Genomic DNA, 15348 nt, shown 5'->3' on the forward strand with positions numbered 1-15348 from the left:
CCATGAATCGAAGCCTTGTGCCCGCGCTCCTACTGCCGCTGATCATCGCCGGATGCGCCGACCAGACCACCGGGTCCGCGACCGCGACCGGGGCGACGCCGCAGGTCAGCGCCGCATCCGCGGACCCGGCGGTGTTCCCGCTGGACTTCGCCCGGACCGGGGGCTTCGCCGGCTTCGACGACCGTCTGCACATCGGCGCCGACGGCACGATGACGGTCAGCCGCCGGGGTGTCAGCAGTGCGCCGGTGGCCACCGACGCGACCGTTCTGGCCGCGTTGCAGCAGGTCCTGACCGCGCCGAACCTGACCACGGCCGCGCCGGCGTCGAGCGCGCCGGTCTGCGCCGACGGTTTCCGCTACCGGCTGACCACGCCGGGGTGGACGTACACGGCCGACGACTGTTCGGGCGAGCACCCGGAACTGGAACGCGCGCTCGACCTGCTGATGCCCCTGTTGCAGGCCGGCGGTCCGAGCCCGAGCTAGCCGGGCGGCACCTGCTGGGTGATCCGGAAGCCGTGGGCGTCGAGCCGCGCGTTCTTCCGGTTCACCCAGGCGTGGTAGCGCAGGTCGGCCGGGCTCGCCGCGTTCCAGCGCCGGATCGCGGTCAGGGCCAGGTCGGCGGCCTGCCGCCCGTTCGCGGCGTCGGCGGGCAGCGTGATCCCGGGCATGCCGCCGGCCGCCGTGGTCGCGATGCCGTCCCGCTCCGACGCCGGCCACACGTGCGCCTCGGCCGGGCCGCCGGTGTCGAACAGCAGCTGCGATCGCTTCCCCGGCGGGTCGGCGGGCGGCCAGCCGAGCGCCGCCACGACCCGGTCGAGATCGGCGCGGGTCCAGTCGCCGAAGTCCTGGCCGGCCAGCGCCGCCGCTGCCTCCGCGATGTCCATGGGTGATGATCATGCCAAACGGCGATACAGACGTACGTCGGCGATGCTCCACCAGCTGTCACTGGCGCCGGTCGCGGTGATCCTCAGGTAGCGGGCCCGGGTCGGCGGCAGGGTCACCTCGGTGAGCTGCCCGGTGCCGGTCCCGCGGGCCGCGGTCGTCCAGTGCGTGCCGTCCCGGCTGACCGAGAGTTGCCACGCCCGGGCGTAGTCGCCCAGGTTGCCGCCGCTGTCGACGGCGACCCGGCGGAACTCCTGCGACCGGCCGAGGTCGACCTGCAGGTACTGCCCGGGTGCCTGGGCCGTCCCGCTGGACCAGCGGGTGGACGCGTCACCGTCGACGGCCAGGGCGGCACCCTCACCGGGCGGCGACGCGACGGCGGTCGCGCCGGTCAGCGGGATCTCGCCCGGACGCGCGTCGAGCGTGCGGGGCAGCACGAACGTGGCCAGGGCCCCGCCGGGCAGCGTGTAGTCGAAGATCTGCGAACCGAGGGCCACCGCGAACGTACGCGGATCGTCGTTCTCGTTGTGCACGACGACCACCGTGGAACCGTCCGGGTTGCGGAACGCGACATCGGTGATCTGCCCGTTCCAGCCGGTCGTGCCGAACGAGGTGCTGGCGATGCGCACGGCGCCGGGCCGGACGAACTTCGACAGGTGCCCGATCGTGAAGTACTCGGCGTCGGGCCGGACCGTGCCGTCGGGCAGCAGGGTGAGCAGCCCGGTGCAGGTGCCGCAGCCGCCGAGGTGCGGGCCGCCGGTGCTGTCCAGCGCGATGTTCCAGTTGACGACCGATTTCGCCCAGTTGCGCGGGACACCGACGGCGAGGGTTCGGGCATGCCAGGTCAGCGTCCCACGGAAGATCTGCTCGTCGGTGTCGCCGGCGCCGTGCGACCCGGAGCATTCGGTGAACCAGATCCCCTTGTCCGGGTGCGCGTCATGCAGCGCGGTCTGCGCCGCCGGATCCCCGGAATAGCAGTGGTAAGCGGTCCCGGCCAGCCATTTCGCGGCCGGGGAATCGAGCAGCTGATACGGGTAATCGGTTTCCGGGTCCTCCCCCGGCGGCGTCGATGCCACATCACCCGGATGGGTCTGCCAGTTGTGGTCGTAGCCGAGAATCCGGGTCCGCGGACTGGCCTTCTTCAGCAGCGGCCCGAGCCGCTCGATGACCGCCGCCTCCTGGCGCACCGGCATGTCGGTTCCGGGATAGCCGCCCGGTTTCCGGTTCTGCGGCTCGTTCTGCACGGTCAGGTAGTCGATCGGCACGCCCGCCTGCGCGTAGGCCTGCACGAACTTGACCAGATAGCGCGCGTACGCGTCGTACACCCGCGGGTCGTCCTTGAGCCGCCCGCCGACCAGCGAATCGGTCGTCTTCATCCAGGCGGGCGGGCTCCACGGCGTAGCCAGAACGGTCAGTTCCGGGTTGAGTTTCCGGGCCTGGCGCAGCAGCGGCAGGATCTGCGCCCGGTCGTGGTCGATACTGAAATGGCGCAGCGCGAAATCGGTCTGCCCGGCCGGCACGTCGTCATAGGTGTAATGCTCGGCGGCCGCCGTGAAATCGGACGAGCCGATCGGCTGCCGCAGGAAACTCACGCCGATCCCGTTCTTCCGATCGAACAACGAGCGTACGGCGTCGTCCCGCTTCGGCGGCGACAACCGGTAGAGCACGTCGGCCGAGGAGTCGGTGATCGCCGCCCCGAACCCGTCCATCCGCTGGTAGGTCCGCTCCGGGTTGACCACGATCGTCGGCTGCGGGCTGCTCCCGCGCCGGAACGCGACCGGCGCCCGTTCGTGGAGCAGCTCGCCCCGATCCACCGTGGTCACCCAGACCCGGGCCTGGGCCGCTCTCGACGGGGGATGGGCCACGGCCGCCGCCGCGGGCCCGGAAACGACAAGCATCAACCCGGCCAGCCCGGCCGCACCACGCTGCATCATGAAACCAGAATTGTTACGCGCCAATATCCACGTCAATACGTATCAGTTCCGGAACTGATGAAACAAAATGTAACGACGGTCAGGTCAGTCCGTACGCGGACAGGACCGCCGCCGTGACCGCCGCGACCGTCAGGCCGGGGGCGGTGTCCTCGAGGGCGCCGACCGTCAACGGGTCGAAGTCGTAACCGAGCGCCTGGTAGGCCGGCGTCAGCACCGCCCGCAGGCCGGCCGCGCCGGTCACCTGGACGACCGTGCTGAACAGCCAGCCGTGGCGGGTCACGCGCTGGGCCGAGCCGACGATCTTCGCGCCGCCGGCGTTGAGGCTGTACTCGCCCGGGCAGTACTCGTCCGGGACCGGGCCGATCCGCGCCGGGACGCCGAGCTTGGTCAGCAGCGCGACGTGCATGTCTGCGAAGTGGCGGAATCGCGGACCGGGGTCGGACAGCGAGGCCCCGGACCGGTGGACGTGATCGATGACGACGCTGCCCGGGCCGTACGCCGCCAAACTGCCGCCCTGCGGCCGGATGACCGGGACGAAACCGCCCCGCTCGACCACCGACGCGGCCTCGGCGTAGCCGGGTCGCAGCGTGTCGCGGCGGCTGAAGGCCGCCGTCGGCGCCGGCGAGTAGACGCGCAGAATCTCGGTCGCGTCGCCGAGGCCGTCCCGCAGCAGCAGCGGCCCGAGCTCCACGTCGTGGGCCGGACCGCTGCTGGGCTGACCGTAAAGGATCACAGACGGGCGATCGCCGAGGCCGGGTTCTCGATGGCGTCGGCGACGCGGCGCATGAAGCCGGCCGCGGTGCCGCCGTCGCACACGCGGTGGTCGAAGACGAAGCTCATCTGGGTGATCTTACGAACGCACAGGCCGCCGTCGACGACCCAGGGGCGGTCCAGGATCCGGCCGAAGCCGAGGATCGCCACCTGCGGGTAGTTGATGATCGCGGCGCTGCCGTCGACGCCCAGGCTGCCGTAGTTGTTGAGCGTGAACGTGCCCGCCGACAGCTCGCGGGCCGACACCCTGCCCTCGCGGGCGGCCGCGGTCAGCCGTTTGATCTCCTGGCCGAGCCGGGTCGTGTTCATGCTCTCGGCGCCGATCACGGCGGGCACGGTCAGGCCCCGATCGCCCTGCACGGCGATGCCGAGGTTGATCTGGCCGAGCTCGACGATCTCCTGCCGCTCGGCGTCGAACCGGGCGTTGAGCACCGGGAAGTCGCGCAGCGCGGCCACCGTGAACCGGGCGATGTAGGCGAGCAGGCCGGGCCCGTCCGGGACACTCTCGCGCAGCTCCCACAGCCGTGTCGCGTCCACGTCGACCCACACGGTCGCCTCGGGGATCTCCGCCCGGCTCCGGCTCAGCGCGACGGTGGCCGCTTTCCGGAAACCGTTGAGGGGTACGCGGTTCTCCCCCGAAGCCGGCGCGGTGCCGCCCGCCATCGCGCGTTCGACGTCGGCGCGCACGATCACGCCGCCGCGCCCGGTCGGTTCGACCCGGGTCAGGTCGACGCCGTTGCTGCGCGCCAGGTTGCGCACCAGCGGGGACACGACCTGCGCCGGTCGCACGTGCGTGGCCGACTGGACCGGACGGCGCGGTGTGCGGTGCCGGCCCGAGGACGCGGCGGTCGAGGTGCCGTAGCCGACGAGCACGCTGCCCGAGCCGGCCTTCTCCTCCTCGCGGTACGCCTCGGCGGCCACCGAGACCGGCTCCACCGTGATCAGCGGCTCCCCGACGGCGAGCGTGCTGCCCGCCTTCCCGTGCAACTTCACGACCTTTCCCGCGTACGGCGACGGCACCTCGACCATCGACTTGGCGGTCTCCACCTCGGCGATGCTCTGGTCCACGGCGACGACGTCGCCCTCGGCCACCAGCCACTGGACGATCTCGGCCTCGGTCAGGCCCTCGCCGAGATCGGGCAGATGAAAGATCATGACTGCTCCCACTGCAGGTCGTCGACGGCGTCGAGCACCCGGTCCACGCCGGGCAGCTGGAAGTGCTCCAGCTTGGGCGGCGGATAGGGGATGTCGAAACCGGTCACCCGGCGCACGGGAGCGGCCAGGCTGCTGAAGCAGCGCTCGGTGACCCGGGCGGCGATCTCGGCGGCGACCCCGGCGAACCCGGCCGACTCGGTGATCACCACGGCGCGGCCGGTGGCGCGGACCGCGGCGCAGACCGTCTCGTCGTCGAACGGGACGATCGAGCGCAGGTCGACGACCTGCAGGCTGCGGCCCTCCTGGGCGGCGACCTCGGCCGCTTCCAGGGCGACCGGGACGCTGGGCCCGTACGCGATGAGCGTGGCGTCCGTCCCGGGGCGGCGGATCACGGCGGTGCCGATGCCGGGCGCCCGTACCGGAAATTCGATCTCCTCCTTGCTCCAGTAGAGCTTCTTCGGTTCCAGGAAGACCACCGGGTCGGGCGACGCGATCGCGGCCCGGAGCAGCACGTACGCGTCGGTCGGGGTGGCCGGCGCGACCACCTGCAGGCCGGGCGTGTGCGCGTAGTACGCCTCGGACGAGTCGCAGTGGTGCTCGACGCCGCCGATGCCGCCCGCGTAGGGCACGCGGATCACCATCGGCAGCCGGACCCGGCCGCGGGTGCGGTTGTGCATCTTGGCGACGTGGCTGACGATCTGCTCGAACGCCGGGTACGCGAACGCGTCGAACTGCATCTCGACGACCGGCCGCATCCCGTTCATCGCCATGCCGACCGCGAGACCGACGATGCCGGACTCGGCCAGAGGGGTGTCGAAGCAGCGGTCCTCACCGAACTCGGCGGTCAGCCCGTCGGTGATCCGGAAGACGCCGCCGAGCGGGCCGACGTCCTCACCGAACATGACGACCGTCGGATCCTCGGTCATCGCGTCGCGCAGCGCCTGGTTGAGCGCCTGCGCCATGGACAGTTTCTCGTGCGCCACCGTCGTCGTCATGACTGGGCCACCTCCCGGCTCAACTCGTCGGCCACCAGCGCGGCCTGCTCACGCAGCTGCGGGGTGGGCGTTGAATAGACGTACGCGAAAAGGTCCTCGGGGTTGGGTTGAACGTCCTGGTTGAGACCGTCGCGCAGGTGGCCGGCCCGGCGCTCGGCCTCGGCCGTGAACTCGGCCTCGATCGCCTCGGTGAGCGCGCCGCGCCCGGTCAGGTAGGTGCGCAGCCGGGTGATCGGGTCCCGCTCGACCCAGGCCTGGACCTCGGCGTCGTCGCGGTAGCGGGTCGCGTCGTCGGCGTTGGTGTGCGCCTGCATGCGGTAGGTGTGCGCCTCGATCAGCTGCGGCCCCTCGCCCGCGCGGGCCCGGTCGACGGCCCCGCCGAGCACGCTGAGCAGGGCGGCCATGTCGTTGCCGTCGACCCGCTGGCCGGGGATGCCGTAACCGATGCCCTTGTGCGCGAGCGACGGCGCCTGGGTCTGGCGGGCCAGCGGGACGCTGATCGCGTACTCGTTGTTCTGCACGAAGAACACCACCGGCGCCCGGAAGACGGCGGCGAAGTTGAGCGCCTCGTGGAAGTCGCCCTCGCTGGTCCCGCCGTCACCGCACATGGCCATCACCACGGTCGGTTCGCCGCGCAGCCGGGCCGCGTGGGCGACGCCGACCGCGTGCGGCAGCTGGGTGGCCAGGGGCGTGGTGTGCGGGGCGACGCGGTGCTCGTACGGGTCGTAGCCGCAGTGCCAGTCGCCCTTGAGCAGGCTCAATGCCTCGACCGGGTCCACGCCCTTGACCGACGCGGCGATCGTGTCGCGGTAGGTCGGGAACAGCCAGTCCCCGGCGTCGAGCACCTGGGCGGCGGCGACCTGACACGCCTCCTGGCCGTGCGACGACGGATAGACGGCCAGCCGACCCTGCCTGACCAGCGCATACGCCTGATCGTTGAGCCGGCGGGCGGTGGTCAGCAGCCCGAGCGAGCGCAGCAGCGTCGCATCGTCGGGCACTTCTCCGCGCGCTTCTCCCAGGGGATCGATCATGGTCACGGGGGCATCGGACGGCAACAGCCGACGGGAGTCAGGCGTCATGCGGTAATGCTGTGCCCTGGACCACAGTTGTTCCATAATCTGAGACAGATCGAGAAAAATGCGTTTCGCGTACGGCCTTCGAGGGCCAGACGTCCAACCGAGGGAACGTCAAGGCAGGGAGTTGCAGACACGTGGTCAGTGAGCTGGACGACATCGACCGCCGCATCCTCGCCGAGCTGACCCGGGACGGGCGCATGTCGATCCGCCAGCTGTCCGAGACCCTGCACATCTCCCGGGCCAACGCGTACGCGCGGGTGCAGCGGCTGCGCGAGACCAACGTGATCCGCGGCTTCCGGGCCCAGATCGACCACGCGGCGGCCGGCCTGGGCACGTCGGCCTACGTGACGGTGAACCTGCACCAGGCCGAGTGGCGCGAGGTCGGCGCGCGGTTGCGGACCCTGCCCGGGGTGGTGCACATCGCCCTGGTCGGCGGCGAGTTCGACGTCATCATGCTGGTCCGCGCCAAGGACAACACCGACCTGCGGCGCCTGGTCCTCGACGAGATCCAGGGCATGCCGGGCGTCGTCAACACCCGCACCCTGCTGGTCTTCGACGAGTTCGACCCGGCCGCCTTCGACGCCTGATCAGTTGTCCCGGAACATGTCGGTGTCGACGTGCCGGCCGGGCTCCTCGCTCACCCGGTAGACCAGCAGGTAGTCGTCGAGACGCCAGCAGCCGTTCGGGACGTCGGACGAGTACTCCAGCGTGGCCTCGCAGGTGGAGTTCCAGGCCCAGCCGGCCGCTCGGAGCGCCTCGTCGTAGGTCTGACGGACCGCGTCGACCGGATCGGTGGTCGGCCCGTACTCGAAGGTCCAGTACCGGTAGCCGATCTCGAAACTCCAGTCCCCGCCGGTGCCGCCGGCGCCGTCGAGCCACGCCTCGGGAACCTTGATGGCGCGCAGTTCGGCGTAGCCGTCGTCCTGAGCCGAGGAGCACGACGCCAGCAGGAACGCGACACCGAGAAACGCCGTCCGGGAGAACCGGCGGCCGACTGCCCTCATCCGGCCAGCATCGCGCATTGACCGCTCGCCATACCCTCCAGCGAGGAGGTCAACCATGGCAGAAACCGCATGGCTCAACTTTCACTGCGAGACCGACGGGCTGGCCCGGGTCGCGACCTTCCGGCGCGTGCGCAAGGAATGGCGGCTGGCCGAGGTGGCGGCCGACCCGCTGCCCGAGGGCGGCACCGTTCCCGGGCGGATCGAGATGGCCGGGAAGTTCGGCACCGCCCCCGACTACGCGGGCTGCCCGGGGTGCGGGGCCAACGGCTACGTCCGGTGCGGCAACTGCGGCGAGATCGGCTGCTGGCGGACCAGCGCCACGCACCACCGGTGTCCGAACTGCGGATATCAGAGCGTCGTCTCCGGGGCCATCGAGTCGGTCGACGCCATGGAGATCGCCTGACCGCCCCCATCGACGGGATTAACCGGGGAATCGCCGCGCCGGGCCCCGGGCGCTCGGTAAGTTGGGTGCCAAAATCTCACGGCCACGGGGAAGCGGGAACCATGAGCGTTGCGGACGGGGTTGACCGGCGTGCGGTGATGCGGATCGCCGGAACGGCCGGGGTGACCGGGGCCGGGCTGCTGCTCGGGGCCTGCGGGAACTCGGACAGCGACGACACCACCAGCAGCAGTTCCGGCGGGTCGACCGGCGCCGCGACGACGACCGCCGCGACCTCGGCCGCCGGCAGCGGCGGGGAGGTCCTGGCCAAGGCGTCCGACGTGCCGGTCGGCGGCGGGGTCATCACCGACACGTACGTGGTGACGCAGCCCGAGTCGGGCACCTACAAGGCGTTCACCAACGTCTGCACGCATCAGGGCTGCAAGGTCGCCGAGGTGGTCAACAAGGTGATCAAGTGCAACTGTCACCAGAGCACGTTCGACATCTCGACCGGCGCCCCGACCGGCGGGCCGGCCACGAGCTCCCTGGCCGAGACCGCGGTCAAGGAGAGCGACGGCAACATCGTCAAAGCCTAAAGAGCCCATCCCCGTACGTGATGGATGGTTGCCGTCTTGGGGTAAGGCCCGGAGCGAGGACCGATCTCCCACAGGTCGATCAGCAGGAACTGGGGGTAGAGCGGCACCTGCCGTGATCGTTTGAGCACGACGCCCTCGCAGCCGATGATCGTGCCCTGCGGGCCCCAGATCGCGGTCCACGTGTGCCGTCCGGGCGGGACCGGCACCTCGGACATGTCGGTCTCCAGGCGGTCGTCGTGGTGGGCCTTCACACCGCAGCGGGCCACGCTCGCGCCGGCATCGATCTCGAAGATGCAGACCTCGCCGCTGTCCCGGTCACTGACGTGCTCGGTGCCGACCGTCCAGGCGGCGAGCATGCAACCGGCATCCTGACTGGCGGTGACCGTGATGTCGACGCGGGCGGCGGCCGGGGCCCAGAGCAGCCGGGTCGGCGACCCGGTGCGGACGGTCAGGCCGTCCGGGCGGTGGCGGTGGGTGCCCTGGTGGTTGCCGGTCTGGATGTTGGAGACGCGCAGCGGGGCGTCCTCGGGCCGCCAGTCCAGCTGGTCCTCGTCGATCCGCAGCCGCAGCCCGTCGCCGCCGAAGTCGTAGCGGGCGGCCGACCGGCCGGGCGTCGTCCAGTGCGGCAGGTAGTGGTCGACCCACAGGTCCTCGCGCAGGCCCGGCCCGGCGAAGTCGTCGTCGAGGTCGGGCCGCGTCGCGGGCGGTGGGGGCAGCAGTTCCGGCACGCCCCATTGATACCGCAGAAGTCAGCGGCTGAGGGAGAAGCGGCGCTGCTTCTTGGGGCGGCCGAAGCCCTGCAGGGTGTCCGCGCCCTGCCGCAGCAGCCGGCTGGCCCGGTTGTTGCCGCGGCGGGACTCGAGGACGTCGCCGAGTTTGCGGGCGCCGGCCGCGGCCAGGGGCACGGCGACCGCCATGATGACGAAGCGTCGGATCAGGTTCGGAATCATGCCGGGTGGATTACCCCGAACTCAGCTGGAATAGGCCTCCAGGGCGGAAAGCTGGACGGCCGGCCATCCGGTGTTCGCGGTGCCGGTGACCCGCAGGTGGCGGACGGACGCGGCCGGGAACGTGATCGTCGTCGTGTTGGCCGCGGCCGGGTCGAAGGTGCGGGCCGCCGACGCGGAGAGCGCTGTGAAGGCCGCACCGTCGGTGCTGCCGGTGATCGTGAGGGTCTGGTTGCGGGCACCCCACGACGGCGGCAGCTTCAGCACGACCCGCCCGACCGTGACGGCCGCGCCCAGGTCGATCTGGATCCACTGCGGGAACGCGTTGTTGGCGCTCTCCCAGTAAGTGCCGGCGTCGCCGTCGACCGCGTTGCCGGGCCCGTACACCTGCGTGTAGCCGCTGGTGGAGGCCGCCCGGCCGCGGGCCAGGTCGGAAATTACGGTTCCGGTGGTCGGCGGGGTCGGGCGTACGGCGGTCAGCCCGATCTGCCCCTTCAGCATCTTCCCGGCGTCGGTGGTGATGCGCAGGTAGTAGTCGGCCGAGCAGAACGTCCCGTCCTCGTCGAGCGCCCGGATCCCGGTCCCGGCCGGCACGGACGCGGCCGTCTCGGCGGTCTTGGCGATCTGGTTGCCCTCGTTGAACTCGTCGAACATGGACACGTACAGGCCCTGCGCCCCGAGCCGCACCATGTTGTAGACGCTGCGCCAGTAGTAGTCGCCGTGCCGCCGATGCCCGGACGACAGGTCGCCGGGCAGGACACACGGCTGGTAGTCGATGCCGCGGGCGTTGCAGTCGGCCTGGTCGGCGGTGTTGACGTTGGTGTAGAACCAGTCGAGCCCGGCCAGGTCCCCGGTCCGCCCGACCATCCACGGCGAGATCATGTCGAAGGCGTGATAGACGTCGAGGAATCCGGTGCGGCTGTCGTTCTTGCCCTCGCGCCAGTAGGTGGGGACGCCGCCGATCACGTAGCAGCCCTGCGCCTTGAACCAGGCGATCACGTCGAGGCAGGCGGCCGGGGTGAACGCGTGGTTGTCGTCGTTGAAGCCGAAACCCCAGATGCAGACGACCGGTTTGCCGTTCTGCCGGGCGTAGGCGCTCGAACCCGCGTACGCCGACATCTTGGTCGTCCAGTCGGTCTTGAGCTGGGATTGCATGCTGCTCCAGCCGCTGACGTCGTACATGATGTAGAACTTGCGGCCGGTGCGTTCGGCCGCCGCCCGGACCTTCTGGGCCATCGCGTCGCGGGTCGGGCCCTCGTCGCCGAACGGGTTGAAGCGCTGCAGCGCGGCGGTGTCGATGCCGTAGGTGCGCATCCAGTCGAAGTGCGTGTCGACGGTCTGCTGGTCGTAGGAGGAGAACAGCGCGGCCGGCTGCCCGTTGCCGAGGTTCGGGTACGCCGTCGGGTAGGTGTGTGTGAAGTCGCGCAGGTCGGGCCAGGACACGATGGTCGTGTTGCTCGGGGAGGGCGGCTGGAAGCGGTCGCGGCTCCAGTGCCACCAGCCGCCGATCGGGGCGCCGTCGCCGGGGCAGGCGAACCAGCCCTGATAGCCGACGCTGATCTTGCCGACGACGTCGCCGGGCGGGGAGGCGGCACTGGCCGGATCAGCACCGGTCAGCGCGACGGCGGCGGGCGCCAGGGCGGCGGTGGACAGCAGGGTACGCCGGGAGACGGCCATGGGGGGACTCCGTTCTCGATTGATGGCCATCGTTACAGCGTGGACACACGACCGCAATACTTGGACTGATTTTTGAAATTCCGGAACCGTCCGATGTCAGGACGAGCGCGTATAGCGGTGTTTCACGCCCGGAGGGAAGAACTCCGGGTCGCCGGCCGGGCGCAGGTCCACCACCGGCAGCTGATCCTTTTCGGGCACGTAGTGGGCGAACTCGCTGTTGAGCCGGACCAGTTCGGCCCGCACCGACGTGGCGACCTCCGACGCCAGCGACGCGTCCCCGGTCTCGCCCGGGGCCAGCTCGACGGCGAGCAGCAGGCGCCGGTCACGATCCCCGTCCTCGACGCTGCGCAGCACGAACTTGCCGGTCACGCGGGCCGCGATGTCCGGGCGTTCCAGGCCGACGGTGACGTTCTCCGGGTAGACGTTGGCCCCGAAGAACGACACCGTGAACAGCGAACGCCCGAACAGGTAGACGAACGGCAGATCCGGCCCGTCGCCCGGGTCGAAGCCGTGCTCGCGGCAGAGCCCGACCAGGTCGGCGCGGCTGAGCACGCCACCCTCGTCGGCGATGTGGTAGCGGACCATCGGCACTCCCCCGTCGGCGGTGAACGCCAGGGTCGGGCCGACCGCCTCGAAGAACCGGGTGCCCGGGTCGTACTGGACCAGGGTCGGCAGGCGCGCGTCCCCGAACAGCGACGTCGCGACGTCCGGCCGCCCGGCCAGGAACCGGCGAATCCGTACGCTCAAGGGGGTCTCGTTGCCGAGAACACCGGCGTCGGCCGTGCCGTAAAGGGCGGCGATATCGGTCACCGGGTCGGCGATCCCGGCGCGGGCCGCGACCAGGTCCCGCCACTGCTCGCTGAACACCTCACCGGCAAGAACCAGCTTGATCCGGTACGGATCCCACCCCGTCCCGGCATCGATCACGTTCTTCACGAAGGGCGGGTAGCCGAGCAGCACCACCTGGTCGAACAGCGGCCCGAGCTCACCCACCACCCGCAGGATCTCGGCGATGTCGTTCCCGGGCGTGGCCACCGTGATCGGGTGACCTTTCGCGGACAGGTGACGGCACGCGGCCATCGTGTACAGGCCACCGACCCAGTTGCCCAGCGCGAAACAGACCACGGCCAGGGTGGTCCGCTCCCCCGCCCCGAAACCGTCGACCAGCACCTGCTCGAAACGGGCGGCGACAGCCAGCTCGTCCAGGACCGAGCGCGGCCAGACGGTGGGCCGGCCCGACGAGCCGGAGGAGACCGCCACCATGTCCCGGCCGCGCAACGAGCCACCCGGGCAGCGCTGCTCCAACCCGTACGCCGAATGGTAGTTGTCCTTGGTCATCAGAGGGATCTGGCCGAGCTCGGTGACCGTGCCCGCCTCGACGCCGTGCTCCCGGAGGAAGTCCTGGTAGGCGGGCACGGTCGCGGCCATCCGCCGGAAAAGCTCCAGGGGGTCGGTCGGCGTGACCGCCCCGGTGTAGAAGTCGCGGAGCCCGGCGCTGACCCGGCCCGCCCAGTCCTTGTCCGTCATGGGGCAACCATAGGATCAACGGCATGAGCGTCCCCGCGGAAATCGCCGCCAGCAAGCAGATCAGTCTGACCACGTTCCGCAAGGACGGCACCCCGGTGCCGACCGCGGTCTGGCACGTGGCCGAGGGCGACAAGCTGACCACCGTGTCGGCCGCCGACGCCTGGAAGGTCAAGCGGATCCGCAACAACCCGCAGGTCGAGGTCACCGCCTGTGACATGCGGGGGAAGGTCGCGCCCGGCGCGCAGACCGTCCGCGGCACCGCGGTGCTGCTGCCCGAGTCGGAGACCGAGAACGCGCGCCGCCTGATCGAGAGCCGGTACGTGTCGGCCCGGATCGGCGGGTTCTTCGTGCGACTGTTCAACATCAAGCGCCCGGCCGGCATCGGCATCGTCATCACGCTCTGAGGGGGAGACATGAAAGCGTTCCGTGCGGCCGTCGAGGCCCGCGACACCGCCGCGATCGAGGCCCTGCTCGCCGAGAACGTGGTGTTCACCAGCCCGGTCGCGTTCAAGCCGTACCCGGGCAAGCCCGTCACCGCGGCGATCCTGCGCGGCGTCCTGCGGGTCTTCGAGGACTTCCGCTACGTCAGCGAACTGGCCGGCCACGACGACCGGGACCACGCGCTGGTCTTCGAGGCGAAGGTGGCCGGTAAGGCGATCACCGGCTGCGACTTCATCCACCTGGACGAGAACGGCCTGATCGACTCGTTCATGGTGATGGTCCGCCCGCTCTCGGCCGCCCAGGCCCTGGCCGAGGCCATGAACGCCGAGTTCCCGCAGATCCAGCGTGAGGCCGGGATCGGGTGACGTTCGCCAGCGACAACTACTCCGGCGCGCACCCGGAGATCCTGGCCGCCCTGGTCGCGGCCAACGTCGGGCACGAGATCAGTTACGGTCGCGACTCGTACACCGAGCGGCTGCAGGACGTCTTCCGGGCGCACTTCGGCGACGACGCCCGCACCTACCCGGTGCTCAACGGGACCGGGGCGAACGTGGTGGCGTTGCAGGCCGCCTGCGATCGCTGGGGCGCGGTGATCTGCGCCGACGGCGCGCACATCAACGTGGACGAGTGCGGTGCGCCGGAGAAGATCGCCGGGCTGAAGCTGCTGCCCGTCGGCGCTTCCCACGGCAAATTGACCATCGATGACGTACGTCGTGAAGCCTGGGGTTTCGACGACGAGCACCGGGCCCGCCCGCAGGTCGTGTCCCTGACCCAGTCCACCGAGCTCGGCACCGTCTACACGCCGGACGAGATCCGGGCGATCGCCGGCTTCGCCCACGAGCGGGGCATGCTGCTGCACCTGGACGGCGCCCGGCTGGCCAACGCGGCGGCGCATCTGGGCGAGCCGTTCCGGGCGTTCACCACCGACGCCGGGGTCGACATCCTGTCGTTCGGCGGCACCAAGAACGGCATGATCCTCGGCGAGGCCGTGGTCGTGCTCAACCCGCGGCTCAACAACGGCATGGACTACCTGCGCAAGTCGTCGATGCAGCTGGTCTCCAAGATGCGGTTCGTCTCGGCCCAGTTCCTGGCCCTGCTCGACGGCGACCTGTGGCTGCGCAGCGCCACCCACGCCAACACGATGGCCACCCGGCTGGCCGAGCAGATCCGCGACCTGCCCGGCGCCGAGATCGGCCACCCGGTCCAGGCCAACGCCGTCTTCGTCCGCCTGCCCGCGCCCGTGCTGGCCGGCCTGCACGAGCAGTTCAGCTTCTACGACTGGCCGACCGGGGAGGCCCGCTGGATGACGTCGTTCGACACCACCCCCGAGGACGTCGACGCCCTCGCCAAAGCCACGTCACAGCTGGTAGACCTGACCGGTTTGCGCACCCTCGACTGACCGGACATAGGCCTGAGCCACCCGGGCCAGATCCACCGACTCCATTCCGGGAAAGAATGTCGCGTACGTGGTGAGACTCTCGGTGAACACGGTCGGGCTCACCGCGTTGATCCGCTGCGGCGCGATCTCGATGGCCGCCGCCCGCACGAACGCCTCCACCGCCCCGTTCGCCATCGACGCCGCGCTCCCGGTCAGGATCGGCTCCCGGCCCAGCACCCCGGTGATCAACGTGAACGAGCCGCGCTCGGCCACGTACGGAATCCCCTGCCGGACCAGCTCGATCTGGCTGAGCACCTTGCCCCGGAAGCCGGCCAGATAGTCCTCGCTGGTCATCTCGGTCACCAGCTTGTACGGCACGTGGCCGGCCGCGCCGACCACCGCGTCGATGCGGCCGGCCCGCTCGTACATGGCGCCGACCTGGGCCGGGTCGGTGACGTCGAACCGCAGGTCCCCGCTGTTCCGGGCGACGGCGAGGACGTCGTGGCCGCGCCCGGACAGCTCCTTGTCCAGGGCCGAGCCGAGCGCGCCGGTGGCCCCGATGAGCAGAATCTTCATACCGGTCACGC

General features: G+C 70.7%; 19 protein-coding genes. 7 read left to right on the top strand and 12 right to left on the bottom strand.

Going from position 1 to position 15348, the window contains the following annotated elements:
- The first annotated feature begins 2 nt into the window (after positions 1-2).
- Complete coding sequence (locus ACSHV8_RS17070; protein ID WP_436534174.1) at positions 3-482, top strand: hypothetical protein; 480 nt, start codon at positions 3-5, stop codon at positions 480-482.
- Here ACSHV8_RS17070 and ACSHV8_RS17075 read toward each other — a convergent pair.
- The 6 genes from ACSHV8_RS17075 to ACSHV8_RS17100 form a co-directional block, all read right to left on the bottom strand.
- The gene (locus ACSHV8_RS17075) at positions 479-883 is read right to left on the bottom strand and encodes a hypothetical protein (RefSeq protein WP_436534176.1); all 405 of its coding nucleotides are present in this window, start codon (positions 881-883) and stop codon (positions 479-481) included. The two genes, ACSHV8_RS17070 and ACSHV8_RS17075, sit on opposite strands and share 4 nt — an antisense overlap.
- A gap of 9 nt (positions 884-892) precedes the next feature.
- A complete protein-coding gene (locus ACSHV8_RS17080; protein ID WP_436534178.1) occupies positions 893-2815 on the bottom strand; it encodes a discoidin domain-containing protein in 1923 nt (640 codons plus the stop codon).
- Between the two features lie 79 nt (positions 2816-2894).
- Entirely contained in the window at positions 2895-3548 is a 654-nt protein-coding gene (locus ACSHV8_RS17085) for a lipoyl protein ligase domain-containing protein (protein ID WP_436534180.1), read from the bottom strand.
- Positions 3545-4741 (bottom strand): dihydrolipoamide acetyltransferase family protein, encoded by a 1197-nt coding sequence (locus tag ACSHV8_RS17090; protein ID WP_436534182.1) that lies wholly within the window; start codon positions 4739-4741, stop codon positions 3545-3547. The genes ACSHV8_RS17085 and ACSHV8_RS17090 overlap by 4 nt, the downstream gene beginning before the upstream one ends.
- Positions 4738-5736 carry an alpha-ketoacid dehydrogenase subunit beta gene (locus ACSHV8_RS17095; RefSeq protein ID WP_436534184.1) on the bottom strand — a complete coding sequence of 333 codons (999 nt, stop codon included), beginning with the start codon at positions 5734-5736 and terminating at the stop codon, positions 4738-4740. The genes ACSHV8_RS17090 and ACSHV8_RS17095 overlap by 4 nt, the downstream gene beginning before the upstream one ends.
- Positions 5733-6767: a thiamine pyrophosphate-dependent dehydrogenase E1 component subunit alpha gene (locus ACSHV8_RS17100; RefSeq protein WP_436536796.1), complete on the bottom strand. Its 1035-nt coding sequence runs from the start codon at positions 6765-6767 to the stop codon at positions 5733-5735. The genes ACSHV8_RS17095 and ACSHV8_RS17100 overlap by 4 nt, the downstream gene beginning before the upstream one ends.
- Positions 6768-6946: 179 nt before the next feature.
- On the opposite strand from ACSHV8_RS17100, the gene ACSHV8_RS17105 reads away from it, so the two are divergent.
- The gene (locus ACSHV8_RS17105; protein WP_436534185.1) at positions 6947-7399 is read left to right on the top strand and encodes an Lrp/AsnC family transcriptional regulator; all 453 of its coding nucleotides are present in this window, start codon (positions 6947-6949) and stop codon (positions 7397-7399) included.
- Here ACSHV8_RS17105 and ACSHV8_RS17110 read toward each other — a convergent pair whose 3' ends face one another.
- On the bottom strand, positions 7400-7816 hold the full coding sequence (locus tag ACSHV8_RS17110; RefSeq protein WP_436534187.1) for a hypothetical protein: 417 nt from the start codon (positions 7814-7816) through the stop codon (positions 7400-7402). It lies immediately after the preceding gene.
- Positions 7817-7871: 55 nt separating this feature from the next.
- Between ACSHV8_RS17110 and ACSHV8_RS17115 the strand changes: the two genes are divergently transcribed.
- On the top strand, positions 7872-8219 hold the full coding sequence (locus ACSHV8_RS17115) for a hypothetical protein (RefSeq protein WP_436534189.1): 348 nt from the start codon (positions 7872-7874) through the stop codon (positions 8217-8219).
- A 101-nt stretch (positions 8220-8320) separates the two neighbouring features.
- Positions 8321-8791 carry a Rieske (2Fe-2S) protein gene (locus tag ACSHV8_RS17120; protein WP_436534191.1) on the top strand — a complete coding sequence of 157 codons (471 nt, stop codon included), beginning with the start codon at positions 8321-8323 and terminating at the stop codon, positions 8789-8791.
- Here the strand turns inward: ACSHV8_RS17120 and ACSHV8_RS17125 are convergent.
- The 4 genes from ACSHV8_RS17125 to ACSHV8_RS17140 form a co-directional block, all read right to left on the bottom strand.
- Positions 8788-9519, bottom strand: coding sequence for a hypothetical protein (locus ACSHV8_RS17125; RefSeq protein ID WP_436534193.1), 732 nt, complete (start codon positions 9517-9519; stop codon positions 8788-8790). The genes ACSHV8_RS17120 and ACSHV8_RS17125 overlap by 4 nt on opposite strands.
- Before the next feature lie 21 nt (positions 9520-9540).
- The gene (locus ACSHV8_RS17130; protein WP_436534195.1) at positions 9541-9741 is read right to left on the bottom strand and encodes a hypothetical protein; all 201 of its coding nucleotides are present in this window, start codon (positions 9739-9741) and stop codon (positions 9541-9543) included.
- Positions 9742-9762: 21 nt separating this feature from the next.
- Complete coding sequence (locus ACSHV8_RS17135) at positions 9763-11415, bottom strand: galactose-binding domain-containing protein (protein WP_436534197.1); 1653 nt, start codon at positions 11413-11415, stop codon at positions 9763-9765.
- 96 nt (positions 11416-11511) lie between these two features.
- The gene (locus ACSHV8_RS17140; protein ID WP_436534199.1) at positions 11512-12942 is read right to left on the bottom strand and encodes a phenylacetate--CoA ligase family protein; all 1431 of its coding nucleotides are present in this window, start codon (positions 12940-12942) and stop codon (positions 11512-11514) included.
- Positions 12943-12965: 23 nt separating this feature from the next.
- Between ACSHV8_RS17140 and ACSHV8_RS17145 the strand changes: the two genes are divergently transcribed.
- From ACSHV8_RS17145 to ACSHV8_RS17155, 3 genes are read left to right on the top strand one after another with little or no spacing between them, the layout of a single operon-like run.
- Positions 12966-13346, top strand: coding sequence for a PPOX class F420-dependent oxidoreductase (locus ACSHV8_RS17145; protein WP_436534201.1), 381 nt, complete (start codon positions 12966-12968; stop codon positions 13344-13346).
- Between the two features lie 9 nt (positions 13347-13355).
- Positions 13356-13748: a nuclear transport factor 2 family protein gene (locus ACSHV8_RS17150; protein ID WP_436534203.1), complete on the top strand. Its 393-nt coding sequence runs from the start codon at positions 13356-13358 to the stop codon at positions 13746-13748.
- On the top strand, positions 13745-14782 hold the full coding sequence (locus ACSHV8_RS17155; protein WP_436534205.1) for a threonine aldolase family protein: 1038 nt from the start codon (positions 13745-13747) through the stop codon (positions 14780-14782). Before ACSHV8_RS17150 ends, ACSHV8_RS17155 begins: the two co-directional genes overlap by 4 nt.
- Here ACSHV8_RS17155 and ACSHV8_RS17160 read toward each other — a convergent pair.
- The gene (locus ACSHV8_RS17160) at positions 14741-15337 is read right to left on the bottom strand and encodes a short chain dehydrogenase (RefSeq protein ID WP_436534207.1); all 597 of its coding nucleotides are present in this window, start codon (positions 15335-15337) and stop codon (positions 14741-14743) included. The genes ACSHV8_RS17155 and ACSHV8_RS17160 overlap by 42 nt on opposite strands.
- Positions 15338-15348 lie beyond the last annotated feature (11 nt).

It is taken from the genome of Actinoplanes sp. HUAS TT8 (genome assembly GCF_051380535.1).
Taxonomy (GTDB): domain Bacteria; phylum Actinomycetota; class Actinomycetes; order Mycobacteriales; family Micromonosporaceae; genus Actinoplanes.

What these genes read in the sequence shown, in the direction of transcription:
- ACSHV8_RS17070 (WP_436534174.1), top strand. Translation starts at nt 3, where the DNA reads ATGAATCGAAGCCTTGTGCCCGCGCTCCTACTGCCGCTGATCATCGCC.
- ACSHV8_RS17075 (WP_436534176.1), bottom strand. Translation starts at nt 883, where the DNA reads ATGGACATCGCGGAGGCAGCGGCGGCGCTGGCCGGCCAGGACTTCGGC.
- ACSHV8_RS17080 (WP_436534178.1), bottom strand. Translation starts at nt 2,815, where the DNA reads ATGATGCAGCGTGGTGCGGCCGGGCTGGCCGGGTTGATGCTTGTCGTT.
- ACSHV8_RS17090 (WP_436534182.1), bottom strand. Translation starts at nt 4,741, where the DNA reads ATGATCTTTCATCTGCCCGATCTCGGCGAGGGCCTGACCGAGGCCGAG.
- ACSHV8_RS17095 (WP_436534184.1), bottom strand. Translation starts at nt 5,736, where the DNA reads ATGACGACGACGGTGGCGCACGAGAAACTGTCCATGGCGCAGGCGCTC.
- ACSHV8_RS17100 (WP_436536796.1), bottom strand. Translation starts at nt 6,767, where the DNA reads ATGATCGATCCCCTGGGAGAAGCGCGCGGAGAAGTGCCCGACGATGCG.
- ACSHV8_RS17110 (WP_436534187.1), bottom strand. Translation starts at nt 7,816, where the DNA reads ATGAGGGCAGTCGGCCGCCGGTTCTCCCGGACGGCGTTTCTCGGTGTC.
- ACSHV8_RS17115 (WP_436534189.1), top strand. Translation starts at nt 7,872, where the DNA reads ATGGCAGAAACCGCATGGCTCAACTTTCACTGCGAGACCGACGGGCTG.
- ACSHV8_RS17120 (WP_436534191.1), top strand. Translation starts at nt 8,321, where the DNA reads ATGAGCGTTGCGGACGGGGTTGACCGGCGTGCGGTGATGCGGATCGCC.
- ACSHV8_RS17130 (WP_436534195.1), bottom strand. Translation starts at nt 9,741, where the DNA reads ATGATTCCGAACCTGATCCGACGCTTCGTCATCATGGCGGTCGCCGTG.
- ACSHV8_RS17135 (WP_436534197.1), bottom strand. Translation starts at nt 11,415, where the DNA reads ATGGCCGTCTCCCGGCGTACCCTGCTGTCCACCGCCGCCCTGGCGCCC.
- ACSHV8_RS17140 (WP_436534199.1), bottom strand. Translation starts at nt 12,942, where the DNA reads ATGACGGACAAGGACTGGGCGGGCCGGGTCAGCGCCGGGCTCCGCGAC.
- ACSHV8_RS17145 (WP_436534201.1), top strand. Translation starts at nt 12,966, where the DNA reads ATGAGCGTCCCCGCGGAAATCGCCGCCAGCAAGCAGATCAGTCTGACC.
- ACSHV8_RS17150 (WP_436534203.1), top strand. Translation starts at nt 13,356, where the DNA reads ATGAAAGCGTTCCGTGCGGCCGTCGAGGCCCGCGACACCGCCGCGATC.
- ACSHV8_RS17160 (WP_436534207.1), bottom strand. Translation starts at nt 15,337, where the DNA reads ATGAAGATTCTGCTCATCGGGGCCACCGGCGCGCTCGGCTCGGCCCTG.